Source organism: Rhizobium sp. 05L429 (genome assembly GCF_056397645.1).
In genome coordinates, this window is sequence record NZ_JBFTNV010000024.1 from 1 (window position 1) to 24,358 (window position 24,358).

Annotated in this window: 20 protein-coding genes and 1 pseudogene; 9 read left to right on the plus strand and 12 right to left on the minus strand. The window is 60.7% G+C overall.

Going from position 1 to position 24,358, the window contains the following annotated elements; translation table 11 throughout:
* On the minus strand, positions 1-1,069 hold a 1,069-nt coding region (locus AC1DNW_RS23040; RefSeq protein ID WP_477854469.1), incomplete at its 3' end, for an acyltransferase.
* 19 nt (positions 1,070-1,088) lie between these two features.
* Complete coding sequence (locus tag AC1DNW_RS23045; protein WP_113307884.1) at positions 1,089-2,357, minus strand: extracellular solute-binding protein; 1,269 nt, start codon at positions 2,355-2,357, stop codon at positions 1,089-1,091.
* A gap of 160 nt (positions 2,358-2,517) precedes the next feature.
* Between AC1DNW_RS23045 and AC1DNW_RS23050 the strand changes: the two genes are divergently transcribed.
* The 8 genes and pseudogenes from AC1DNW_RS23050 (at position 2,518) to pepT (ending at position 11,269) form a co-directional block, all read left to right on the plus strand.
* Entirely contained in the window at positions 2,518-3,564 is a 1,047-nt protein-coding gene (locus AC1DNW_RS23050) for a LacI family DNA-binding transcriptional regulator (RefSeq protein ID WP_477854470.1), read from the plus strand.
* A gap of 253 nt (positions 3,565-3,817) precedes the next feature.
* On the plus strand, positions 3,818-4,540 hold the full coding sequence (locus tag AC1DNW_RS23055) for a FadR/GntR family transcriptional regulator (protein WP_477854471.1): 723 nt from the start codon (positions 3,818-3,820) through the stop codon (positions 4,538-4,540).
* Positions 4,537-5,703, plus strand: coding sequence for a PLP-dependent transferase (locus tag AC1DNW_RS23060; RefSeq protein ID WP_113296803.1), 1,167 nt, complete (start codon positions 4,537-4,539; stop codon positions 5,701-5,703). The genes AC1DNW_RS23055 and AC1DNW_RS23060 overlap by 4 nt, the downstream gene beginning before the upstream one ends.
* A 36-nt stretch (positions 5,704-5,739) precedes the next feature.
* Positions 5,740-6,999 (plus strand): ABC transporter substrate-binding protein, encoded by a 1,260-nt coding sequence (locus AC1DNW_RS23065; RefSeq protein ID WP_113307882.1) that lies wholly within the window; start codon positions 5,740-5,742, stop codon positions 6,997-6,999.
* A gap of 94 nt (positions 7,000-7,093) precedes the next feature.
* Complete coding sequence (locus AC1DNW_RS23070; RefSeq protein ID WP_113296801.1) at positions 7,094-8,029, plus strand: carbohydrate ABC transporter permease; 936 nt, start codon at positions 7,094-7,096, stop codon at positions 8,027-8,029.
* Between the two features lie 3 nt (positions 8,030-8,032).
* On the plus strand, positions 8,033-8,863 hold the full coding sequence (locus tag AC1DNW_RS23075; RefSeq protein ID WP_113296800.1) for a carbohydrate ABC transporter permease: 831 nt from the start codon (positions 8,033-8,035) through the stop codon (positions 8,861-8,863).
* 4 nt (positions 8,864-8,867) lie between these two features.
* Positions 8,868-9,926 carry a sn-glycerol-3-phosphate ABC transporter ATP-binding protein UgpC gene (locus tag AC1DNW_RS23080; protein WP_113307881.1) on the plus strand — a complete coding sequence of 353 codons (1,059 nt, stop codon included), beginning with the start codon at positions 8,868-8,870 and terminating at the stop codon, positions 9,924-9,926.
* Between the two features lie 112 nt (positions 9,927-10,038).
* Positions 10,039-11,269, plus strand: a pseudogene (pepT, locus tag AC1DNW_RS23085) (peptidase T).
* A gap of 121 nt (positions 11,270-11,390) precedes the next feature.
* Here the strand turns inward: pepT and AC1DNW_RS23090 are convergent.
* The 5 genes from AC1DNW_RS23090 to AC1DNW_RS23110 form a co-directional block, all read right to left on the minus strand.
* Positions 11,391-12,200, minus strand: a complete 810-nt coding sequence (locus AC1DNW_RS23090; protein ID WP_113307879.1) for a cell wall hydrolase — start codon at positions 12,198-12,200, stop codon at positions 11,391-11,393.
* A gap of 157 nt (positions 12,201-12,357) precedes the next feature.
* A complete protein-coding gene (locus AC1DNW_RS23095; RefSeq protein WP_113296796.1) occupies positions 12,358-13,398 on the minus strand; it encodes a sulfate/molybdate ABC transporter ATP-binding protein in 1,041 nt (346 codons plus the stop codon).
* 10 nt (positions 13,399-13,408) lie between these two features.
* Complete coding sequence (cysW, locus tag AC1DNW_RS23100) at positions 13,409-14,296, minus strand: sulfate ABC transporter permease subunit CysW (RefSeq protein WP_113296795.1); 888 nt, start codon at positions 14,294-14,296, stop codon at positions 13,409-13,411.
* Positions 14,286-15,143, minus strand: coding sequence for a sulfate ABC transporter permease subunit CysT (gene cysT / locus AC1DNW_RS23105; protein WP_113307878.1), 858 nt, complete (start codon positions 15,141-15,143; stop codon positions 14,286-14,288). Before cysT ends, cysW begins: the two co-directional genes overlap by 11 nt.
* Before the next feature lie 8 nt (positions 15,144-15,151).
* Positions 15,152-16,177: a sulfate ABC transporter substrate-binding protein gene (locus tag AC1DNW_RS23110; protein ID WP_113307877.1), complete on the minus strand. Its 1,026-nt coding sequence runs from the start codon at positions 16,175-16,177 to the stop codon at positions 15,152-15,154.
* Positions 16,178-16,534: 357 nt separating this feature from the next.
* Between AC1DNW_RS23110 and AC1DNW_RS23115 the strand changes: the two genes are divergently transcribed.
* Entirely contained in the window at positions 16,535-17,569 is a 1,035-nt protein-coding gene (locus AC1DNW_RS23115; protein WP_113307876.1) for a porin, read from the plus strand.
* Between the two features lie 90 nt (positions 17,570-17,659).
* On the opposite strand, the gene AC1DNW_RS23120 is transcribed toward AC1DNW_RS23115, so the two are convergent.
* The 5 genes from AC1DNW_RS23120 to kdpB form a co-directional block, all read right to left on the minus strand.
* Positions 17,660-18,115, minus strand: a complete 456-nt coding sequence (locus AC1DNW_RS23120) for a PTS sugar transporter subunit IIA (RefSeq protein ID WP_477854472.1) — start codon at positions 18,113-18,115, stop codon at positions 17,660-17,662.
* Between the two features lie 28 nt (positions 18,116-18,143).
* Positions 18,144-18,836 (minus strand): response regulator transcription factor, encoded by a 693-nt coding sequence (locus AC1DNW_RS23125; protein ID WP_113307875.1) that lies wholly within the window; start codon positions 18,834-18,836, stop codon positions 18,144-18,146.
* Positions 18,833-21,544 (minus strand): DUF4118 domain-containing protein, encoded by a 2,712-nt coding sequence (locus AC1DNW_RS23130; protein ID WP_477854473.1) that lies wholly within the window; start codon positions 21,542-21,544, stop codon positions 18,833-18,835. The genes AC1DNW_RS23125 and AC1DNW_RS23130 overlap by 4 nt, the downstream gene beginning before the upstream one ends.
* A gap of 64 nt (positions 21,545-21,608) precedes the next feature.
* On the minus strand, positions 21,609-22,178 hold the full coding sequence (gene kdpC / locus AC1DNW_RS23135; RefSeq protein ID WP_113301807.1) for a potassium-transporting ATPase subunit KdpC: 570 nt from the start codon (positions 22,176-22,178) through the stop codon (positions 21,609-21,611).
* 12 nt (positions 22,179-22,190) lie between these two features.
* A complete protein-coding gene (gene kdpB / locus AC1DNW_RS23140; protein WP_113307873.1) occupies positions 22,191-24,251 on the minus strand; it encodes a potassium-transporting ATPase subunit KdpB in 2,061 nt (686 codons plus the stop codon).
* Between the last annotated feature and the right edge of the window lie 107 nt (positions 24,252-24,358).

Here is a 24,358-nt window from a genome sequence, read left to right on the forward strand (position 1 = left end):
TGCCGGCGCTCCAGGCGGATGTCTTCCACGGCAGGCCTGCGAGCCACCGATCGAGCTCGTCGGCGTCGAGCTGGACGGCCCGGATGGCATGAGGTGGACGAGATCCGAGAACTTCAAGAGCGTAGCCGACGGATAGCACGTTATACAACGCCTTCGGGTCGTCCCTGAGCTTAGTCCCTGCCCGATGCGCATTCGGCTCCGGAAAGAGGCCGGTCTCGCCGTCCTGCAGGTTTTGGAGCCGCTCGACTGTCTGCGATCGATCCAGCCCTGGTGGCAATTCCCCGAAGCCTGCCGCGATCTCGATTGCGTCACACAGATGCCGCGCTGCGGGTCGCTGCACGCCATCCGCTTCCAGCGATTCATAGGCGTCGGCTGTCTTCCATCGCTTGAGGATATCACGCCATTGATCCTGCGCCTTGCTGCCGAGTTTTTGCAGGCAGTCTTCGACACTTCCGACGCCCGACGACCGAGGGGTCCCGCCCCTGAGGCGGATGACGCGTGCGGGCACGCCGCCTGCGATCGCCAGTGGCGGGATTTCTCCAGCCACGACCGCGCCGGCAGCAATCACCGCGCCGCTGCCGATGACGGCGCCATCCAGGACGACAGCATTGGCCCCGATCCAGACGTCGTCGCCGATCGTGATTCCGGCAGTCGTTACCTTCTGGCGATGGATCGGCACGGTGGGATCGTCGAAGCCATGGTTGAAGCCGACGATCGAGGCGTGCGATGCGATCCGAACGCCGTCGCCGCAGGTCACTCTGCCCGAAATGCAGGCATAGGGGTTGATGGTGCAATCGTCTCCCAGAGTGATATCGCCTCTGACAAGCGCGTGGCCGGCGATCCATGACCGCTCACCCATCTTCAGGCGATCGGTAAAGACGGCGGCATGCTCGGCGATGTAGGACGTGTCGGCGAACTCGGCCCCGCAGGCCCTGCGAAGCTCTGCCTTGCGCGCGAGATGAGCCGGATGGCGCAGGTCGGAAGCGATATGCTCCCAAGGCAGGAATTGGAGCCTGCGCGCTTCTTCCCGGTCTTCCAGCGCCGCGTTCGGATTATTGGCCTGATCCATTTCTTGTCCTTGGGGCGGCTCAGCCGCCGAATATGCGCTTGCCTTCCGACATGAGCTGTTTGGCGGCGTCGGACGGCGTTATCTGCGCGAAGGCCAGGCTGTCGGCGGTCGCCGTCAGAACCTGCTGAGAAAACTCGGCCGCGCCGATCGGTATTGCCGGCGGATACGGCCCAACCCTCTCCTTCAACGAGACGATGTAATCAATCGTCTGCTTTGACACTTTGTCGCCGGTCGCCGCGACGTCGCCCTGGATCTTCGTATTGACAGGAACACCACGCTCGGTTCCGAGAGCATGTCCCGCATTTGCGTCGTTGACGAAGAAGTTGATGAACTTGGCTGCCGTCTCCGGCGACTTCGACCAGGGCGATATCGACCATAGCGTCGAGGGCCGGTAAAACAACCCCGAGCGACCTGCGGCGTCCTGTACCGGAAGAGAGCCGATGGTCATCTCGGATTTTGCGAGCGCGGTGTAGCCCGCAAGCTGATTGGAATAGGCAAAGGCCATGACGGCATTGCCACTCGCCACGGGGTTGGTCTCGATATTTCCCTTGTCGAGAGCCTGGATGTCGGCGGTGACACAGCCGCCGGCCTTTGCCATCTGATCCCAGTAGTCGAACCATTCAGCGGCGTCGGCCTCTTCGAAGCCGAGGTGGCCATCCTGCGTGAAGAGTGCCTTTCCGCGCTGTCGCAGCCAGACTTCGAATACGAAACTATACCGGGCGCCATTGCTCACCGCGAAGAGATTGCCGGAGCCGGAAGCTTTCTTGAAGTCCGTGCAGATCGTCTTGAACTGCTCCCATGTCGTCGACGCTGTGGGTGCCGGTACGCCGGCCTTTTCCAGCGCCGTCTTGCCGACCATCAGGGCAGCGGCGTTCAGGGACGTCGGAATGCCGGTCAGCTTGCCATCCACGGTGCCGAGATCCAACGCGCCGGGTGAGAAGTCCTGTGACTTGATAACGCTGTCGTGGAACTGAGTCAGGTCAAGAGTGGCGCCACGCCGGGAATAATCGGCGAAGGTCACAGGTTCCAGAGCGAAGACGTCGGGCACGTTGCGGCCGGCCACCATCGTGCTCAGCTTCACCCAATAGTCCGACGTTGCGACCTGACCGGTGAACGTCACGCCGGGGGCTGACGTTTCGAACTGCTTGATGACCTCGCCGGTCCGTTTTGCACGGTCGGGATTTCCCCACCAGAATACTCTCAGAGATTCCTCGGCGGCACGTGCGCCAGGAATGTCGATCAGCGCCGCGGCGATGGCGCTCGCCATAAACTCTCTACGTCTCAGCATCTTCCCCTCCCAGGTCAATGCCGCCCGCTTGATGCGGCGACAGGACAACGATAGACGAAAAAATGATGCTGGAAAGAAAAATTTCGTAATTAGCGAAAATTTCTACGCTGTATGGCAGCGCCGGACCGCCCGTGATAAATCTCGATCGAGGAGAACCCTGATGACACGCAGATCGAGAATCTCTGACATTGCCGAAGCCGCAGGCGTTTCCATCGCCTCGGTGTCAAAGGCTCTCAACAACAGGTCCGGGGTTGGAAACGAAAGCCGCGAACGCATCCTGGAAGCGGCCGCCCGTCTTGACTACAAGCACAAGACAGCCGATGTCGCCGACGCCTTTCCATCCGGTGTCGCGGTCGTGACGACGGCAGCCCTCTACCTGAACTCGCAGTTCTATGAAGGGGTCATTCAAGGGGCGCTGGACGCCGCCAAGGAAGCAGGCGTGCCGGCGAAGGTGCACCTGATGACACCTGATATTGAAACCGGCAGCGTCAATGTCGAAAGGCTGGTTGCCGACGACGGCGCCTGTCTGCTTCTTGTCGGCCTCGACCATCCGGTATTGATCGAACAGGTTGTCAGAAGTCATGCGCCTGCCGTCATCCTGAATGGGATCGATAGGACGATGCGTCTTTCCTGCGTTCTTCCCGATAACAGGTCCGCGGGTTGGCTGGCGACCACCCGGCTTCTGTCGGAAGGCCACACGGAGATCGTGCATGTCAGCCGGCTATTCCGGACCTCGCTCAAGGAACGATTCGACGGCTTCCGTGATGCGATGCAGGAGGCTGGAATCGCGATCGATCCCGATAGGCATCTGTTCGACCTTATGGCGGCCGGAGTCCTGGAGCCCGGCATGGTGAATGCCTTGACCGACGCGATGCAGAAAGGTCGCTACGCGAAGGCGACTGCTTTCGTCTGCAGCAACGATATCATGGCGCTCGGCGTGATCGACGCGCTTCGCGCACGGGGCAGCGGCATTCCGCGCGACTACTCCGTCATCGGCATGGATGACATCTCCATCGCCCAGCACAGCAATCCAGCTTTGACGACATTGAGGATCGAACGCGAAGAGCTTGGTCGCGTCGGATGGGAAATGCTGAGGGAACGTGCGCTCAACAGCCAGGCGAGGGTGCGGCGTATTGGAATGGCCGTCAGGATCATCGAGCGCGGCACTGTCGGTCCTCCGCGGGATTATCTTCGTTCGCAGAAGTAGGTGTGGATTATCTCGCGCCCCTATTAAGCCGTCACATCGCGCGCTGTGCCGTGCCAATCGCCAAGCTCGAATATGGCGTTATCGCCGACAGCGGAAGCTGGAAATAAGGCGGCCGAATAAGTAGGCATATCCGCTTTAACACCAGAGAACCATAGGGAGCAAATACCGCCTTGACGGCGAATAATCTTTGAGAAATGCTAAGATGTCAGACCAATTTTGAGGTCGGCTGCCTTAGACAAGAACTTGGGGAACCATGAAGGCAAATGGTAGCGACAGGCCGGTAATCCGGCCGCTTCCGGCGATGGACCGCGCGCGTCAGGTGACCGATGCGCTGGCACATTATGTCGAGGATGCCCGGCTTCAGGCGGGCGACCGCCTGCCGGCGGAGCGCGAGCTGATGGCCGCACTTGCCGTCGGGCGCTCCACCATTCGCGAGGCGATCCGGCATTTTCAGGCGCTCGGCGTCATCGAGACGCGCAAGGGCAGCGGAACCTACCTGCTGAAACCGGTTTCCAGAGATACGATTCATATGCCGCTGTCGTTCGAGACGCCGCATCTGCGCGATGTGTTGCTGCAGACGCTGGAGGTTCGCCGCGGTATCGAATGCGAGGCGGGCATGGTCGCGGCGAGGCGGCGCACGGCGAAGGACCTCATCGTCATCGAGGAAAAGCTCGATGAAATGGAACGGGTGCATATCGCCAAGGGCGCTTCCGGACCGGAGGATCTCGCTTTCCACCTCGCCGTTTACGACGCCACCCACAATCCCCTGTTCCGCCAGCTTCTCGAACAGATGCGCGAGACCTTCGAGCGCTTCTGGACTCATCCTTTCGACCGGCAGGATTTTGCCCGCCGGTCCTTCCCCTTTCACCGAACCCTTTTCAATKCCATCGCCGCCCAGGACACCGAGGCGGCGCGGCGTGAGACATTGAAAATCCTCGACGTGGTCGAGGAAGACATCAAGGAAATGTCCCGATGACTGACGGCCTCGAACCGTTCGACCTTGCTTCGCTGATCACCGCCCATGACGAAGGCAACTTCGCCGAAGCCGTCGTTCCGCCKATTTTCCAGACCTCGCTTTTCACCTTTTCCGACTATGACGACATGATCGCTTCCTATCGCGGCGAAAAGGTGCGGCCGATCTATACGCGCGGTCTCAACCCGACCGTGCGCATGTTCGAGGAGATGCTGGCAAAGCTCGAAGGCGCCGAGGATGCGCTGGGCTTTGCAAGCGGCATGGCGGCGATCTCGTCGGCGGTGCTTAGCTTCGTGGAGCCGGGCGACCGCATCGTCGCCGTCAAGCATGTCTATCCCGATGCCTTCCGTCTGTTCGGCACGATCCTGAAGCGCATGAAGGTCGAGGTGACCTATGTCGATGGCCGCGACGAGGAGGCTGTCGCCAAGGCGCTGCCGGGCGCCAAGGTCTTCTATATGGAAAGCCCGACGAGTTGGGTGATGGAAGCCCATGACGTCGGCGCGCTGGCCGCGCTCGCAAGAAAGCATGGGATCGTCACCATGATCGACAACAGCTGGGCGAGCCCGTTCTTCCAGCGGCCGATAACGCTTGGCGTCGATCTCGTCATCCATTCAGCCTCCAAATATCTCGGCGGCCACAGCGATGTGGTTGCCGGTGTTGTTGCCGGCTCGAAGGAGATGATCGCCCGCATCAAGGCCGAATCCTATCCTTATCTCGGCGGCAAGCTGTCGCCCTTCGATGCCTGGCTGCTGATCCGCGGTTTGCGGACTTTGCCTTTGCGCATGCGGGCGCATGAGGCAGCGGCCACGACGATCGCGCAGCGCCTGCAGGCGCTCGACGTTGTCGAGCAGGTCTGTCATCCGGGCCTTACCAATCGCCTGCCCGCCGGCCTCAACGGTACGTCGGGCCTCTTCTCTTTCATATTCCGCGAGGGCATCGATATCAGAGCCTTCGCAGATCACCTCAAGCTTTTCAAACTGGGTGTAAGCTGGGGTGGACATGAAAGCCTGATCGTACCGGGCGAAGTTGTGCTGCAGCAGAAGGCACAGCCGAATTCGGCACAAGCCTTCGGCATCAGCCCGCGATCTGTGCGCCTCCATATCGGCCTCGAAGGAACCGAGGCGCTGTGGAGGGATATCGAGGAGGCGATTTCCGTCGCCTCTTAACCGAAACCTCACAACAACTACGGAGGGGAACCAAAAATGAAAAAGCTTATCATCTCGACACTCTTCGCCACGATGATGGCGGGCACGGCTTTCGCGGACACGACGCTGAAGCTCGTCGAAGTCATCACCAGCCCCGAGCGCACCGAGACGCTGAAGTCGATCGTCGGCAAGTTCGAAGCCGCCAATCCCGGCACCAAGGTCGACATCATCTCGCTACCCTGGAACGAAGCCTTCCAGAAATTCGCGACCATGGTCTCGGCCGGCGATGTGCCAGACGTCATGGAAATGCCCGATACGTGGCTGTCGCTCTATGCCAATAACGGCATGCTGGAAAGCCTGGAGCCCTATCTCGAGAAATGGGAACACACCAAGGAATTGACGCCGCGCGCGCTCGAGCTCGGCCGCGACGTCAAGAATACGGCGTACATGCTGCCCTACGGCTTCTATCTGCGCGCCATGTTCTACAACAAGAAGCTGCTTGCAGAAGCCGGCGTCACAGAACCGCCGAAGACGATGGAGGATTTCACCAAGGCGTCCGAAGCCGTCTCCAAACTGTCTGGCAAATACGGCTACTGCATGCGCGGCGGTCCGGGCGGCCTGAACGGTTGGATGATCTTTGCGGCCTCCATGGCCGGCGACAACAAGTATTTCAAGGAAGACGGCACCTCGACGATGAACAGCGAAGGCTGGGCAAAGGGCATCGAGTGGATGGTCGATCTTTACAAGAAGGGCTATGCGCCGAAGGATAGCGTCAACTGGGGCTTCAACGAAGTCGTCGCCGGCTTCTATTCCGGTACTTGCGCCTTCCTCGACCAGGATCCAGATGCGCTGATCGCCATTGCCGAGCGGATGAAGAAGGAAGATTTCGGTGTTATGCCGCTGCCGAAGGGTCCGGCCGGCAAATCTTACCCGACCATCGGCTACGGCGGCTGGTCGATGTTCACGACGAGCCAGAACAAGGATCTCTCCTGGAAGCTGATCGCCACCCTCGAAGGTCCAGAAGGCAACATCGAGTGGAACAAGAAGATTGGCGCTCTGCCGGCCTATACGGCAGCCGAGAAGGATCCCTTCTACGCCGGTGACCAGTTCAAGGGCTGGTTCGAGGAGCTGGCCGACAAGGACACCGTCCCGACGGTCATGCCGACCTACCTGGAAGAGTTTGCGTTCTTCAAGGATTCCCTGGCAATCAAGACCTCTCAGCAGGCGCTGCTGGGCGATATCTCCGCCAAGGACCTTGCCGATCAGTGGGCCGATTACCTCACCAAGGCTCAGCAGAAGTTCCTCGCCAAGAAGTAAGGCAAGCTACTCAAACGGCGGCGGAAATCTTCCGCCGCCGTTCATCTAACGACAGACGGCGCCCTTAAGCGTCGCGAGGGAAAGCATCGGGTTAATGACCATCACCGCCCATACGCTCGAGTTACGCCACGACCGTCGGCCATGGCTGCGCCGCCTCGCCGACGCCTCGGAGCCTTATCTCTACAGTGCGCCGTCGCTGATCCTGATCATCGCGGTCATGCTGGTGCCGCTGGCGGTCGGCGTTTCCTATGCATTCCGTGATATCCAGCTTCTCAATCCTTTCTCCGGCGGCTTCGTCGGGATAGAGCATTTCCGGGAGCTTTCCCAAGACAAGGCCTTTTATGGCGCGTTGCGGAACACGCTCTGGTGGACCGGTGCCTCGGTCGTCCTGCAATTCTTTTTCGGGCTGGTCCTTGCCCTGCTGCTGGACAAGCCTTTCTGGGGCAGGGGTGTCATCCAGGCGCTGGTGTTCCTGCCCTGGGCGGTGCCATCCTTTCTGGCCGGCTTGAACTGGGCCTGGCTCTTCAATCCGGTCATCGGGCCGATCCCGCACTGGCTTTTTGCTCTCGGACTCATGAGCGAGCCGGGCAATATCCTCTCCGATCCACAATATGCGATGTGGGGCCCGATCATCGCCAATGTCTGGTGGGGCATTCCATTCTTCGCCATCACGCTGCTGGCTGCGCTACAGGCAATTCCGCGCGATCTTTATGAGGCGGCCTCCATCGACGGTGCAGGCTGGTTCCAGCGCTTCCGGTCGATTACCCTGCCGTTCCTGGCCCCGACCATCGCCATCACCGTCATGCTGCGGACCGTCTGGATCTCGAACTTCGCCGATCTGATCGTCGTCATGACCGGCGGCGGACCGGCGGATCGGACGCAGATCGTTGCAAGCTATATTTTCACCCAGGCCTTCAGGCGCCTCGATTTCGGCTATGCTTCGGCGATTGCGCTGGTGCTGCTGGTGCTGCTTCTGGCCTATTCCATGCTGATCATCCTGCTGCGGCAGAGCCTGCTTGCCAAGGATTGAGCCATGAGACGATCCATTCTTCCCATCATCGCGCATCGTCTGGCGATTCTCGTCTATGTCGTTTTCGCGCTCTTCCCGCTCTTCTGGCTCTTGAAGGTCTCGGTCACCCCGAACGACCTGCTCTATACGGAGGGCGTGCGCATGTGGCCGTCGCGGACCACGTGGGAACATTACAGCTTCGTGTTGGAGCACAGCGCCTTCCCGACCTTCTTCAAGAATAGCGTCATCGTCTCGGCTTCGACGGCGGTGGCGGTGACGATCTGCGCCTCTTTGTCAGGCTATGCGTTGTCACGCTTCAGCTTCCGGGCGAAATACTGGATCATCGCGCTGATGCTGCTTACCCAGATGTTTCCGCTGGTCATGCTGGTCGCGCCGATCTTCAAGATTCTGTCGCCGCTACACCTGACGAACAGCCTGACTGGCCTCGTCATCGTTTACACCGCCTTCAACGTGCCTTTCGCGACCTTCCTGATGCAGTCCTTCTTCGACGGTATCCCGAAGGATCTCGAGGAGGCAGCGATGATCGATGGCGCTACCCAATTCACGGCCTTCCGGCAGATCATCCTGCCGCTGACGCTGCCGGGCATTGCGGCGACCCTCGGCTTTGTCTTCACTGCGGCCTGGAGCGAGCTGCTCTTTGCGCTGATGCTGATCAACGGCAATGATGCGGCGACCTTCCCCGTCGGCCTTCTCACTTTCGTTTCGAAATTCTCCGTGGATTTCGGGCAGATGATGGCGGCAGGCATCATGGCGCTCATTCCGGCCGGCCTCTTCTTCCTGCTCATCCAGCGTTATCTCGTTCAGGGCCTGACGGCCGGTGCGGTCAAGGGTTAGTCAAATGGCATCGATCGATATCAAGAATATCCAGAAGTCTTATGGTCATATGTCCGTGCTGCACGGCGTCGATCTGGAGATCAAGGACGGTGAATTCGTCGTCCTGGTCGGCCCGTCCGGCTGCGGCAAGTCCACGCTTCTGCGCATGATTGCCGGCCTCGAAGAGGTGACCGGCGGCGAAATCCGCATTGCCGGCAACCGCGTCAACGAACTGCATCCGAAAGACCGCGACATTGCCATGGTGTTTCAGTCATATGCGCTCTATCCGCATATGAATGTCGCCGGCAATATGAGCTACAGCCTGAAGCTCAGGAAGACGGCGAAGGAAAAGATCGCCAGTGCCGTTGCGAGTGCAGCTTCGAAGCTCGGCCTCGATCCGCTGCTGGAGCGCCGCCCGAAGGCGCTGTCCGGCGGCCAGCGTCAGCGCGTCGCCATGGGCCGCGCCATTGTGCGCCAGCCGAAAGCCTTCCTGTTCGATGAGCCGCTGTCGAACCTCGACGCGCGCCTGCGCGAACAGATGCGCGCCGAAATCAAGAAACTGCATGGCGACCTCAAGGCAACCTCGATCTACGTGACCCACGATCAGATCGAGGCGATGACACTGGCGGACCGGATCGTCGCCATGCATGGCGGGGTCGTGCAGCAGGTCGGCAGCCCCCTGGAGCTGTATGACCGCCCCGCCAATCTCTTCGTCGCGGGCTTCATCGGCTCGCCCGGCATGAACTTCCTCGAGGCGAGCTACGAGGCAGGCGGCGTGAAGCTGAAGGACGGCACGATCGTGCCCCTGGATAAAACACTGTCCCTTTCGAACGGCGAAAAGGTCACGCTCGGCATTCGGCCGGAGCACGTCGTCATGACAAGTGACGGACCAGGAATTGCCGCCGATGTCGAACTCGTCGAGCCGACGGGCTTCGGCATCATCCTGCATCTTTCGCTGCATGGCCTGCCGTTCAAGATTTTTACGCTCGATCGTGAGGCGATGACTGCGGGGCCAAACGTCAACGTGGCTTTTCCGGCTAAGCACCTGCATGTGTTCAACGGCGAGGGCAATCGCGTCGATTGAGTTGCGGGAAGGCGACTGTCGCGGATAGCGATTACTGCAGGTKAAAAAGGCTTTCGTTGCAGAGCCTTCGGGGGCTATATCGTCAGAAGATGATCACGCTGGAGTGGATATTTTGACAGGCACCGTTCTCGACCGCTTTCTCCGCTATGTCGTTATCGACACCCAATCCGATCCCGCCTCATCGACGCAGCCGACCACCGAGAAACAGAAGGATCTCGGCCGGGTTCTGGTTGAGGAGCTCTTAGAGGTCGGCCTTTCGGATGCGCATCTCGACGAGCACGGCTATGTGTATGCGACCATTCCGGCCAATAGCAATAAGAGCGTCCCGGTCATCTGCTTCTGCTCGCATATGGATACTGCGCCTGACTTCACGGGCAGGAACGTCAAGCCGCAGATGGTGACGAATTATGCGGGCGGGGATATCCTGCTTCCCGGCGATCCAAGCCGGGTGATCCGCGTCTCCGAGCATCCCCAGCTGAAAAACCAGATCGGCAACGACATCATCACCACCGACGGCACGACCTTGCTCGGCGCCGACGACAAGGCGGGGCTGGCGGAAATCATGGCCGCAGCCCAGATCCTCATCGATAATCCCGACATCAAGCACGGAACGATCAAGATCCTCTTTACGCCGGACGAAGAGGTCGGCCGCGGCGTCAACAAGGTCGACCTGAAGAAGCTCGGCGCCGATTATGCCTATACGATGGATGGCGAGACCGCCGGCCATATCGAGGATGAGACCTTCTCGGCCGACAGCGTCGATATTGTCATCGCGGGCGTGGCGATCCATCCGGGTTTCGCCAAGGACCGAATGGAAAACGCCATCAAGCGCCGGCGCCATCATCGACCGGCTGCCGAAGGATATTGCGCCGGAGACGACCGAGGGAAAGCAGGGCTTCATCCATCCGACCGGCGTCGCCGGCTCGATGGAAAAGTCTGCGATCAGCCTCATCATCCGCGACTTCACCGACGAAGGCCTTACCGAAAAGGAGGCCATGCTCGAAGCAATCGTCAAGGATGTGATGAAATCCTATCCGGGCTCGACCTATCGTTTCGATGTGAAGGAACAGTACCGCAATATGAAGGTCGTGCTCGACCGTCATCCTGAGATCGTCGAGAACGCCGTCGAGGCGGTGCGCCGGGCGGGCATGACGCCGGTGCGCGGAAGCATTCGCGGCGGTACGGACGGTTCGCGCCTTTCCTTCATGGGCCTGCCATGCCCGAACATCTTTGCCGGCGGCCACGCTTTCCACTCGCCGCTCGAATGGATCAGCCGCCAGGATATGGAAAAGGCTGTGAGGACGATCGTCGAGCTTGCGAAGGTCTGGGAAGAGCGCGCCTAGAGCAATTCCGGCAAAAGTGCGTAGCGGTTTTTGCGTTCGAAACTGTGCRAAAACAAAAGAATGGAGCATATCCGCAATTCGAAGAAAACGGATATGCTAAAGGCGCCTCAGACTTCCGGGATCAGCCGCCGTTTGCCTGAATGCTTGGTCGCAGCATCACGCTGTCGGAAGCGGGGCGGGGTGTCGGGATAGCGACCGGTACGCCAGGCGCCGGCTCGATCGAGGTCACCGGCTCAAGGATCGGCATCGGTTGCGTGCTCGCCGTGGCCGAGGGGTCCGGAGCTGGGATCGGAACCGGAACGGTTGACGGGATCAGCACATCGAACTGCGGCGGCAACATGCTTTCACCCGGTACGTAGTTCATCGCGACTTCGTAAGARGGCAGCGGCGGCGGCGTTTCGAGTGTGCCGTCTTCGTCGCGCTTCTCGTAGAAGGCATTGCCGCCAGCAACTGTCACATAGTGCATGTTGTTGTATGGGAATTTCAATCCCGCGGTGTGGAAGAACATCGCGTCCCCGACCGCCGGATGGCGCTCGCCGCTCAGGACCGCGTCGGCTGCGGTCGCAAGTTCGGGTTCGGCCTGCGGCTTCACTTCTCGCGTCATGACACCCGGCGCAAATTGCCGCTTCTGGGCGACGACGCCGCAGATGGAGTCGGCATAGGCGCCTGAGGTCAGCCGGTTCATGACAACACTGCCAACGGCCAGATAGCCCGCCTCATCCGAATGCTCGGATTCAAAGTACATCGCGCGCTTCAGGCAATCACGATCCTTGGTGGTGTAGTTGAAACTGACTTTTGCCGGTTGAACGTGTTTCGGCTTGCTCTTGACCGACGTGGACGCCGGTTTCGGTGTTGTCGTGCAGCTCGCGGCTGCCAGTCCTACGAACAAAATCCCGACCAGGGATTTTCCAAAGGAAATATCCGCCCTCAACGCCAGGTGCCTCCTATTGGAATTAGTCCAGCCCTTTTCGATCTAAGCAAAAACGTTTTATCCGGCACGTGACAAAAATACAAACAACCGGAGATCACAAAATTCTCAATGGTTCTCGCCACATKCGATTCCGGCGAGAACCCGGATTGAACGAATATCAGCCTCGGAAGAGCTTCCAGCGTGTYGGCTTGAAGGCGACGCGCGACCGGTCGAGCCTGTCTGCTTCGCTCGGCGGAAGCTCGATTTCGATATGCGGGCGCTCCTTGCCGATGTCGAGTTCGATATGGCGGGTGCCCGCGACGCGCCGGCTGGCGACCGGCTGGCCGGCAATGCAGTTTTCTGCCGATTCGCAGAGCCGGACATCGTGCGGGCGGAAGTAAAGTTGCGCAGCGCCATCAGTCTCGTTCTCGGCATTAAGACCGAGCGAGCGGCCCTCGAAGTGGATATCGCCGCCGGCAACCTCCACCTGCAGGCAGTTCGACTGGCCGACGAAGCCGAAGACGAAGGGCGAATTGGGGCTGTCGTAGACCTGATCCGGCGTGCCGACCTGCTCGATCGCGCCCTGGCTCATGACGACGACGCGGTCGGCAAGCTCCATCGCCTCGTCCTGATCATGGGTGACGAAGACGGTGGTGTGGCCGGTGCGGTCATGGATTTCGCGTAGCCATTTGCGCAGGTCCTTGCGCACCTGCGCATCAAGCGCGCCGAAAGGCTCGTCGAGCAGCAGGACGTTCGGCTCGACCGCCATGGCGCGGGCAAGGGCCACGCGCTGGCGCTGGCCGCCGGAAAGCTGTGCCGGATAGCGCTTTTCAAGACCTGAGAGCTGCACGAGATCGAGCAGCTCCAGCGCCCGCTTACGGATTTCTGCCTTCGGCGGACGGCGCGACGCATTGCGCACCTTCAGGCCGAAGGAGACATTGTCGAGTACTGTCATATGGCGGAAAAGCGCATAGTGCTGGAACACGAAGCCGATATTGCGTTGTTGCACAGTCTTCCTCGACGCATCTTCCTCGCCGAAGAAGATCTGGCCTTCGGTTGGGCTTTCAAGGCCGGCGATGAGGCGCAAAAGCGTAGTCTTGCCGGAGCCGGAGGGGCCGAGCAGTGCGATCAATTCACCGGAGCGGATATCGAGCGAGACATCGTGCAGCGCCGGAAAGCGGTCGAATTCCTTGCGTATGTTCTGGACGCGTACTTCCATTCTAATTCCTTCAGTGCCGCCGGCTGGCGGCGATTTCGGCGCTATAGCGCATTTCCAGCAGCGTCTTCAAAACAAGTGTGACAAGGGCAAGCAAGGCCAGAAGCGAGGCGACTGCAAAGGCCCCGGTGAAATTATACTCGTTGTAGAGGATTTCCACCTGCAACGGCATCGTGTTGGTCTGGCCGCGAATATGGCCCGATACAACCGATACGGCGCCGAACTCACCCATGGCGCGGGCATTGCAGAGCAGCACGCCGTAGAGAAGGCCCCATTTGATGTTTGGCAGCGTGACGTGCCAGAAGGCCTGCCACCCGCTGGCGCCGAGCGAAAGCGCTGCCTCCTCATCCTGGGTTCCCTGTTCCTGCATGAGCGGAATGAGCTCGCGCGCGACAAAGGGGAAGGTGACGAACATCGTGGCAAGGATCAGCCCCGGCGCCGCAAACAGGATCTTGATGTCGTTGGCGCTCAGCCACTGGCCGAGCCAGCTGTTGGCGCCGAAGAGCAGCACGAAGACGAGACCCGAGATCACAGGTGAAACCGAGAAAGGCAGGTCGATCAGCGTCGTCAGGAACGCTTTGCCCTTGAACTCGAACTTGGCAATCGCCCAGGCGGCTGCAAGGCCGAAGACGAGGTTCAGCGGCACGCTGATCCCGGCAACGATGAGTGTCAGGCGGATGGCGGAGAAGGTCTCGGCATCCTGAAGTGCGGTGAAAAACGCACCGGCGCCCTTGCGGAATGCCTCGACGAAAACGGCCGCCAGCGGCAGGAACAGGATCAGGAGAAGGAAGACGAGCGAGATGGCGACGAGCGCGATCCGGGCCATCTTGCTTTCTGTGATCGCCGAATGGAGCTTGTGCGGCTGGGCGGATGGTCCACTCCCGCTAGTGTCAGACGCCATAGCCGTACCTCCGCCTGCTCCAGCTCTGGATGAGGTTGATGACGAGCAGCAAGCTGAACGAGAGGATCAGCATGATCGCAGCAATGCCTGTCGCAGCCGCATAGTTGAACTCCTCGAGCTTGATGACGATCAACAGCGGGGCGATTTCCGATTTGAACGGTAAGTTGCCGGCGATGAAAATGACCGAGCCATACTCGCCAACGGCGCGGGCAAAGGCGAGGGCAAAGCCCGTCAACGCCGCAGGCGCAAGGCCCGGCAGCAGCACGCGCGCGATTGTCTGAAAGCGGTTGGCACCAAGCGTGGCGGCAGCTTCCTCCACTTCTTTGTCGATCTCTTCCATGACCGGCTGGACCGTTCGCACGATGAACGGCAGGCCGACGAAGATGAGGGCGACGACGATGCCGGCCGGTGTGAAGGCGATCTTGATGCCGAGCGGCGTCAGGAACTGCCCGACCCAGCCGTTTGGAGCGTAGAGGGTGGTCAGTGCGATGCCGGCGACGGCCGTCGGCAGAGCGAAGGGCAGGTCGACCATCGCGTCGATGATGCGCTTGCCGGGGAACCGGTAGCGCACCAGCACCCAGGCGAGGATGACGCCGAAGACGGCATTGATGCAGGCGGCGATGAAGGCGCAGCCGAAGCTGATGCGCAACGCACTCAGCGTTCGCTGGTCGAATGCGATGTCGAAGAACTTCTCCCAGCCGAGTGCGCTCGACCGCCAGGCAAGACCGGACAGGGGGATCAGGACGATGAGGGTAAGCCAGATCAAGGTAAGGCCGAGCGCCAGTCCGAAACCCGGAATGACGCTCGGCCGCCTGAACCGCCACCGTGTGGGGTTATGTGCGCTCATAAGACCTATTATTGGGCAGGCTTGTAGATCTGGTCAAATACKCCGCCGTCGCCGAAGAATTTCGGCTGTGCATCCTTCCAGCCGCCGAAGTCGTCGATCGTGGCGAGCGTCAGCTTCGGGAAGCGGGCGATGTCGGCCGGGTCGGCTGCTTCCGGCTTGATCGGACGGTAATAGTGCTTTGCCGCGATCTTCTGGCCTTCATCCGAATAAAGGTAGTTCAGATAGGCTTCGGCGACCTTGCGGGTGCCCTTCTTGTCGACGTTGCCATCGACGATTGCGACCGGTGGATCGGCACGGATCGAGAAGGCGGGGGTCACGATCTCGAACTGGTCGGGGCCGAGTTCCTCGAGCGAGAGATAGGCTTCGTTTTCCCAGGCGAGCAGGACATCGCCAAGGCCGCGCTGGACGAAGGTGGTTGTGGCACCGCGTGCGCCGGTATCGAGAACCGGAACGTGCTGCAGGAGCTTGGTCACATAGTCCTGCGCCTTGGCTTCGTCGCCGCCGTTCGCCTGCTTGGCCCATGCCCAGGCTGCGAGGAAGTTCCAGCGGGCGCCGCCCGAAGTCTTCGGGTTCGGCGTGATGACCTGCACGTCATCCTTGATCAGGTCGCCCCAATCCTTGATACCCTTCGGGTTGCCCTTGCGCACGAGGAAGACGATCGTCGAGGTATAGGGCGTCGAATTATTGGGGAGTTTGGTCTTCCAGTCGGCCGGTATCTTGCCGGTCTTCTTGGCGATCGCGTCGATATCGCCTTCGAGCGCGAGTGTCACGACGTCGGCATCAAGGCCGTCGATGACCGAGCGCGCCTGAGCACCGGAACCGCCATGAGAGGCCTGGATCGTCACGGCTTCGCCGGTGTCAGTCTTCCACTTTGCAGCAAAGGCAGCGTTGAAATCCTTATACAATTCGCGCGTCGGATCATACGATACGTTCAGAAGCGTCTGGTCGGCGAATGCGGGTGCGACGCTGCCGATCGCAAAGCTGCCTGCCATGACCGCGGCCGCGATGAGCCGGGTGAGCCTTAAAGTCTGCATGGGGAACCCTCCGTGGTGATGCGCTAAACTCTATCAACTAAGTCGTATAATGAAACGAAGATTGTTCCGGTTCCGGGGACCAATCTTAGAAAGCCATCCCATTTTCAGCGGGTGTTTGCGAATGGGACGTGCTGACAGTTGGCCGCGGCCAATTGAGGCGCCACGCCTCAGTCGTGATTTTTCTGCCACAGTTCGACCGCCAAAGTGACATTGGTGTGTCGATTTTTAGTCTTCTTTTGCAGCGCTGACGTTTTCGAGTGCCTACATGGACTTCCGGTCGTTGGGATTCGGCGACCGGATGGCAGGGGTGCCCTTGAAGCACTGCTTGCCTTTTTCAAACCGTAAAAGGTCTTTCTGATGTCTATTAAAACTATCCTTCTTGGCTCTGTTGCCGCCCTTGCAGCGGTTTCCGGAGCACATGCAGCCGACGCTATCGTCGCCGCCGAGCCGGAGCCCGTAGAATATGTTCGCGTTTGCGACGCCTACGGGACTGGCTACTTCTACATCCCAGGCACGGAAACCTGCCTGAAGATCGAAGGCTATATCCGTTTCCAGCTTAACGCCGGCCAAAACGTTGGCGGTAGCGTAGCTAACCCGAACGACTCCGATTGGGATGCCGTTACCCGCGGTCAGGTCACCTTCCAGACCAAGAACGACACCGAATACGGTACGCTCACCGGCGTTATCACGCTGCGTGTCAACGCGGACAACGCCACCAGACAGGACACCACGCTGGACGAAGGCTACATCGACATCGCCGGCTTCCGCGTTGGTAAGCAGTACAGCTGGTGGGATGACGACCTGAGCGGCGAGACGGACACGCTCTCGAGCAACGAGACGACCCACAACTCGATCCGCTATCAGTACGAGACCGACAACTTTGCAGCCGGTATCTCGCTCGACGAACTTGAAGAAGCCTACGACGAGAAGCCGGGCGAAGGCCCGAACAACTTCGGCGTTGCAGCCCAGGTTTCCTTCAAGAGCGGCGCATTCAGCGGTTACCTGCTCGGTGGTTACGATAGCGACAACGAGGAAGGCGCTATCCGCGCAATCCTGTATGCCGACATCGGCCCCGGCACGCTCGGCCTCGCTGGCATCTGGGCCAGCGGTGCTAACTACTACTATGAAGAGTCCGAATGGACGATCGCTGCCGAGTACAAGGTGAAGCTCACCGACAAGTGGGCCGTTACCCCGGCCTTCCAGTATTTCGACAAGATCGATCTCGATGCTGACGGCAAGGGCTTCAGCGGCGGCAGCGCTTACACGACTGGCGTCACCGTCGACTACCAGATCGCTGAAAATCTGCGCAGCAAGGTCAGCGTTCAGTATCACGACGAAGAAGACGGCGACGACGAAACCTTCGGTTTCCTGCGTCTCCAGCGCGACTTCTAATAAAAAGGGGCCGAAGCGGCCCCTTGTTCTCGATTTGCCTTCCCCCCGCTTCGGMGGGGAGAAGGTCGAAAGCGCGAAGCGAATTTTTCCTTACACGCGCGAATCCGCGATGAAATCCGAATAGAATTCATCGACGCTTCTGGCCTTGCGCATGGCAGTCAAAACGCCTTCCGATTGAAGTCTGCKGGCGATGGCGGCAAGCACGTTCAAATATTCTCCGCGATTGTTTTCACCGAAGAGCAGTACGAAGGCGATGTCCGTCGGGATATCGTCGATTGCATCGAAATCCAGCGGGTGGGCGAAGCGGATCAGCATGCCGCGCGGGCTCGTCACGCCGTCGATGGCCGCATGCGGAACGRCAATGCCGTTGCCTATGCCGGTAGAGCCGAGCTTCTCACGGGATTCGAGCGCCTTCAGGACGGTCTGGCCGTCAATGCCGAAGGCCTTGCCGGCCTTTTCGGAAATCGCCTGCAGCGCGCGCCATTTGGTCGCCACCGACAGGCCGATGAAGGTGTGCTCCGGCCGTATAATGTTGGAAAGGTTCATTTCATTCTCGATGCTGTTTTCGGCGGGGTCAGTCAGGCTCGCGGAGCCGATAGCCGACACCGGTCTCGGTGGTGATATAGTGTGGCTGGTCGGGAATCTGCTCGACCTTTTGCCGCAGCTGCCGCACATAGACGCGCAGATACTGCACGTCCGCCGCCGGACCCCATACCTGCTTCAGAAGAAACTGATGCGTCAGCACCTTGCCGGCATGCTGGGCGAGCACGCGCAGGATGTCGTATTCCTTCGGTGACAGCTTGATTTCCTTGCCGTCGACCTTGACGATACGCTTGACGAGATCGATCGACAGGCCGCCGGTCTGGAAGATCGCCTTTTCGCCCTGCTGCTGCAGGCGGTGACGAAGTGCGACGCGGATGCGGGCACCGAGCTCGTTGACGCCGAAGGGCTTCGTCACATAATCGTCGGCACCGGTTTCAAGCGCCTTGACGATGCCGGCTTCGTCTGTGCGACTAGAGAGGATGACGACGGGCATGGTGAGCCCGTCCTCGCGCCATTCCTGCAAAAGGTCGTGGCCCGGAATATCGGGAAGACCGAGATCGAGCACGATGAGATCGGGCTGGTCATCCTTCACGGACTGGCGGGCAGCAGTCCCATTCGGCGCCTCATGAACTTCATAGCCCTGCGCGGTGAGGCCGACGCGTAAGAGCTTGCGGATCGGGGGCTCGTCATCAACGACGAGAATCTTGACGGCTGAACCGGTCATTTGAGTTCATCCAGTTTGGGAATGTCATTCGGTTTGGGAAGGMGGATGGTGAAGACAGCCCCGGACCGGTCCGTCCGGTTGCCGGCGGTAATCGTCCCGCCCATCGMCTCGATGAAGCCCCGGCATATGGAGAGACCAAGGCCGGTGCCGGCGCGTACCTGATCGCCCTTGCGCACACGGTAAAAGGTGTCGAAGACACGGGTAAGGTCTGCAGGGGGAATGCCCGGACCTTCGTCGGAGACCTGTACGACGACATTATCGGCATCCGCCCAGCCTTCGATGCGAATGACGGAACCCTCGGGTGCGTATTTCGCAGCATTGTCGAGCAGATTGAAGAGGACCTGTTCGAAGAGGACGGGATCGACGCGGACCATGGGCAGGTCGGCGGGGATTGTCATTTCCGTCCTGTGATGGTCGAGGATCTTGGCAGCCCGGCGCAGCGCGGTGCCGGCGATGTCGCCGGCATAGTGCAGCGCATAGTTCGGCTCCATGGCGCCGGATTCGATCTTCGTCATGTCCAGCAGGTTGGCGATGAAGCGGTTGAGGCGCTCGGATTCATCGACGACGGTCGAGAGAAGGTCGGTCCGATCGTCGGCCGACATGGAATCGAAATAGTCGCGTAGCGTGCCGGACGCACCGAGGATCGCCGCAAGCGGCGTCTTCAGGTCATGGGAAATTGAGGTCAGCAGGGCTGAACGCAGGCGATCGGCCTCCGCAGCAAGCTTGGCGCGGTCGACATCGGCGACGAGCTGGACGCGCTCGATGGCAAGTGCCGCCTGGTCCGCCAGGGCGTCCAGAAGGCGTTGCTGCTCGGGCGTCAGTAGCGGGCCGTCGCGGCGGTCGCTGTCGAGACCGATGACGCCGACGGCGGTGCGGCCGGTGCGCAGCGGCACATAGAGGCGCTTGGCGCCGGGCAGGGTATCGGCGCCGCGCCCGGCGGCGTGATTGTGCTCCCAGGCCCAGCGGGCGGCGGCAATATCGGCATCATCGAGCGTATCGTCAGGCGGATAACCGGCCTTGACCGCGATGGAACCTTCTTCCGGAAGGAGCAGAACGACGCGCACCTTGAGCATGGAGGCGAGCTGAAAGGCCGTCGCCCAGAGGACGTCGTCCAGCGTACCGGTACCCGCGAGTTTCTTGGAAAAGAGATAGAGGTCTTCCGTCGTTCGCGCCCTCTGCCGGGCGGAAAACGCCTGCCGCTGCACCGTTGCAGTGAGATTGGAGGCGATAACGGCGACGCCGAGGAAGAAGAAGAGCGCCAGCACGCTTTCGGGGTCGCTGATCGTCAGCGTATAGCGTGGCGGCAGGAAAAAGAAATTGAAGGAAAGAGCGCTGACGATACAGGTATAGAGCGCCGGCCTCAGGCCATGGATGACCGCTGACGTCAGCACCGCCATCAGGAAAACGAGCGCGAGGTTGCGCACGTCGAGCACCTGATCGAGCACCACGCCGACAGCCAGCGCAATCGCGACATAGGCTGTCGAGAGGATATAGGCCCTGAAATTCAGTGTGGGGACAGCAGGTGCTGCCTTGACGCCGCGCTGTGAGGGCGTGTCTTTCTCGCTTCCGGAAATGACATGAACGCTGATATCACCGGCCCGCCGGATCAGTTCGTCGGTCGTCGAACGATTCCACCACCCTTCGCGCCAAGTCGGCTTCTTCGGGGCGCCGATGACGATGTGGGTGACGTTGTTGGCGGTGGCGTGGCGCACCAGCTCTTCCGTCACTTCGCGACCGGGAATGGTGATTGCTTCACCGCCGAGCTGTTCGGCAAGCCGCAAGGTGGCCGCGATTGTGTCTCGCTGCGTTTCCGACAGATTGATGGAGCGGTTGGTCTCGATATAGACGGCGGCCCAGGGGCCGCGCAGGCGTGAGGCCATGCGCGAGGCATAGCGCACGAGCGAGGCAGAGCGGGGATGCTCGTCGATCGACACCAGCACCCGCTCGCCGGCGGCCCACGGGCCGGAAATCGCATGCGCCTGCATATGGGTCAGCAATTGGTCGTCGACGCGCTGGGCGGTCTTGCGCAGGGCGAGTTCGCGCAGAGCCGTCAGGTTGCCGGGTGTGAAATAGTTGGTCAGCGCCCGCTCGGCAGTCCTGGCCACATAGACCTTGCCGTCATGAAGGCGCTTGATCAGATCGTCGGGTGTCAGGTCGATGATCTCGATATCATCAGCCATGTCGATCACGGAATCCGGCACGGTTTCGCGCACCCGGATGCGGGTGATCTGCGAAACGACGTCGTTCAGGCTCTCCACATGCTGGATGTTCAGCGTCGAATAGACATCGAAGCCACGGTCGAGCAGTTCCTTGACATCGAGATAGCGCTTCGGATGGCGGCTGCCCTCGGCATTGGTATGGGCCAGTTCGTCGACGAGAACGAGATCGGGCTTGCGGACGAGAATGGCATCGAGATCCATCTCTTCGAGCGACTGGCCGCGATAGGCAATCTTCACACGCGGAATGATCTCGAAGCCGGCAAGCAGTGCTTCGGTCTCTTTGCGGCCGTGGGTTTCGACGACGCCGATCACCACATCGAGGCCGTCGGCCATCTTGGCATGGCCGGAAACCAGCATCTCATAGGTCTTGCCGACGCCGGGGGCTGCGCCCAGGAAGATTTTGAGGCGCCCGCGCGACTCCGCCCGGGCCTTTTCGAGAAGCGCATCGGGCGAAGGCCTGCCGGCCTGGTCGCGATTGTCGTCTGGCATGCGGTTCGGTCTTTCTTCACGAGCAAGCCCCGGTCCGCTTGTCGCGTTCCGGGGCTCTCAACCTTTACTGAGTCATAGAAGCATCAAGGCCCTGGTTCAACGCCAGAACATTGACGGTCGGCTCACCGAGCAGGCCGAGTTCGCGGCCCGTAACGGCTGCATCGACGAGTGCCTTGACCTTGGTTTCATCGATACCACGGGCCTTGGCGACGCGCGGTACCTGGAAGTAGGCAGCATCGGGCGAAATATGCGGATCGAGGCCGCTGCCCGAGGCGGTGACGAGGTCGGCGGGAACCTCGGCATTCGGGTTGGTTGCCTTCGCCGCCTCATAGTCGCCTTTCACGCGATCGATCAGCTTCTGGCTGGTCGGGCCGAGGTTGGAGCCCGAGGACGCAGCGGCATTATAGCCGTCACCCGCGGCGGACGGGCGGCCGTGGAAATACTTGTCGCTGGTAAAGGCCTGGCCGATCAGCGTGGAGCCGATGACCTTTCCGTCCTTTTCAATAAGGCTGCCATTTGCCTGGAAGGGGAAGATGGCCTGAGCGGCACCCGTCATGGCAAGCGGGTAGAGAAGGCCGGTGATGGCTGTGGTGGCAACGATCATGACGATTGCCGGACGAAGTTCTTTCAACATTGTTGTAACTCCTTAGGCGAGGCCGAGAGATGAGACGACCATATCGATCGCCTTGATGCCGATGAAGGGGACGATGATGCCGCCGAGACCGTAGATCAGCAGGTTGCGAGAGAGCAGCGCGCCGGCGCCGATCGGGCGGTAGCGCACACCCTTCAGTGACAGCGGGATCAGCGCGATGATGATCAGCGCGTTGAAGATGATCGCCGACAGGATGGCGCTCTGCGGCGTGGCGAGGCCCATGACATTGAGCACGCCAAGCTGCGGGTAGAAGGTCAGGAACATCGCCGGAATGATGGCAAAGTATTTGGCGATGTCGTTGGCGATCGAGAAGGTCGTCAGCGCGCCACGCGTCATCAACAACTGCTTGCCGATTTCGACGATTTCGATGAGCTTCGTCGGGTCGCTGTCGAGATCGACCATGTTGCCGGCTTCGCGGGCAGCGACCGTACCGGTGTTCATGGCGACGCCAACGTCGGCCTGTGCGAGAGCGGGAGCGTCATTCGTGCCGTCGCCGCACATGGCGACCAGCTTGCCCTTGGCCTGCTCTTCGCGGATGAGTTGCAGCTTGTTCTCTGGCGTTGCCTGGGCGAGGAAGTCGTCGACGCCGGCTTCGGCGGCGATGGCGGCTGCCGTCATCGGGTTGTCGCCGGTGATCATGACGGTGCGGATACCCATGCGGCGAAGCTCGTTGAAGCGCTCGCGGATGCCGCCCTTGACAATGTCCTTCAGCTGGATGACGCCGAGCAGCTTGCCATCGCGGGCAACCGCGAGCGGCGTGCCGCCGGCCTTGGCGATCTCGTCAGCGATCGACTGCAGTTCACGGACGATTTCGGCGCCGTTCTTCGAGGAGGCATCGCCATTGACGTAGCTGAGAACCGCATCGACGGCGCCCTTGCGGATGGACGCGCCTTCAAGGTCGACGCCGCTCATGCGGGTCTGCGCGGTGAAAGGCACGAAGGTGGCCTTGAGGCTCGCCATATCGCGGCCACGGATCGCATATTTCTCCTTGGCGAGCACGACGATGGAGCGTCCTTCCGGCGTTTCGTCGGCGAGCGAAGCGAGCTGGGCCGCATCGGCGAGATCCTGTTCGGAAATGCCGCGAACCGGGCGGAAGCTGGTGGCCTGGCGGTTGCCAAGCGTGATCGTGCCGGTCTTGTCGAGCAGCAGTGTATCGACGTCACCGGCAGCTTCGACGGCGCGGCCGGACATGGCAAGCACGTTGAAGCGGACGAGGCGGTCCATGCCGGCGATACCGATCGCCGACAGCAGGGCGCCGATCGTGGTCGGGATCAGCGTGACGAAAAGGGCAACGAGCACGATGATCGGGATCGAGCCACCGGCATAGGACGCAAAGCTCGGGATCGTCGCCGTGGCGAGTACGAAGATCAGCGTCATGCCGGCGAGCAGGATGTTGAGCGCGATTTCGTTCGGCGTCTTCTGACGTTCCGCACCTTCGACGAGCGAGATCATGCGGTCGAGGAAGGTCGAGCCGGCCGCCGCCGTGATGCGCACGCGGATCCAGTCGGAAAGAACCTGCGTGCCACCAGTGACCGCCGAGCGATCACCGCCGGATTCACGGATCACAGGGGCGGATTCGCCGGTGATTGCCGCTTCGTTGACCGAGGCGACACCTTCAACGACTTCGCCATCGGAGGGGATGATGTCGCCGGCTTCGACGAGAACGAGATCGCCGACCTTCAGGCTCGTGCCCGGCACCATGCGATAGCCGCTGCCGTTATTGGCTGTCAGCAGCTTGGCCTGGGTTTCAGTGCGCGCCTTGCGCAGCGAGTCGGCCTGCGCTTTGCCGCGGCCTTCGGCGACGGCTTCGGCGAAGTTGGCGAAGAGCACGGTAAACCAGAGCCAGAGGTTGATCTGGAAGGAGAAGGCAAGATTGCCGTTGCCTGAGACGAGGTCACGCAGGAACAGAACGGTGGTCAGTGCCGAGACCGTTGCCACGACGAACATGACCGGGTTCTTGGCGAGTGTGCGCGGGTTGAGCTTGGTGAAAGCGGCACCCACGGCCGGAATGAGGATGCGAGAATCCATGATGCTCGCGGATTTTGCCTGGCTCATAAGAGACTCCAGCTTTGAAACGAGGATGGCGAACCGGACAGCCGGTCAGCCCTGTAAAATTTTGACTGCGCAGATGATGACGAGCAGGCCTGCCATCATCACCAGGA

What these genes read in the sequence shown, in the direction of transcription:
- AC1DNW_RS23045 (WP_113307884.1), bottom strand. Translation starts at nt 2,357, where the DNA reads ATGCTGAGACGTAGAGAGTTTATGGCGAGCGCCATCGCCGCGGCGCTG.
- AC1DNW_RS23050 (WP_477854470.1), top strand. Translation starts at nt 2,518, where the DNA reads ATGACACGCAGATCGAGAATCTCTGACATTGCCGAAGCCGCAGGCGTT.
- AC1DNW_RS23065 (WP_113307882.1), top strand. Translation starts at nt 5,740, where the DNA reads ATGAAAAAGCTTATCATCTCGACACTCTTCGCCACGATGATGGCGGGC.
- AC1DNW_RS23070 (WP_113296801.1), top strand. Translation starts at nt 7,094, where the DNA reads ATGACCATCACCGCCCATACGCTCGAGTTACGCCACGACCGTCGGCCA.
- AC1DNW_RS23075 (WP_113296800.1), top strand. Translation starts at nt 8,033, where the DNA reads ATGAGACGATCCATTCTTCCCATCATCGCGCATCGTCTGGCGATTCTC.
- AC1DNW_RS23080 (WP_113307881.1), top strand. Translation starts at nt 8,868, where the DNA reads ATGGCATCGATCGATATCAAGAATATCCAGAAGTCTTATGGTCATATG.
- cysW (WP_113296795.1), bottom strand. Translation starts at nt 14,296, where the DNA reads ATGGCGTCTGACACTAGCGGGAGTGGACCATCCGCCCAGCCGCACAAG.
- cysT (WP_113307878.1), bottom strand. Translation starts at nt 15,143, where the DNA reads ATGAGCGCACATAACCCCACACGGTGGCGGTTCAGGCGGCCGAGCGTC.
- AC1DNW_RS23115 (WP_113307876.1), top strand. Translation starts at nt 16,535, where the DNA reads ATGTCTATTAAAACTATCCTTCTTGGCTCTGTTGCCGCCCTTGCAGCG.
- AC1DNW_RS23125 (WP_113307875.1), bottom strand. Translation starts at nt 18,836, where the DNA reads ATGACCGGTTCAGCCGTCAAGATTCTCGTCGTTGATGACGAGCCCCCG.
- kdpC (WP_113301807.1), bottom strand. Translation starts at nt 22,178, where the DNA reads ATGTTGAAAGAACTTCGTCCGGCAATCGTCATGATCGTTGCCACCACA.
- kdpB (WP_113307873.1), bottom strand. Translation starts at nt 24,251, where the DNA reads ATGAGCCAGGCAAAATCCGCGAGCATCATGGATTCTCGCATCCTCATT.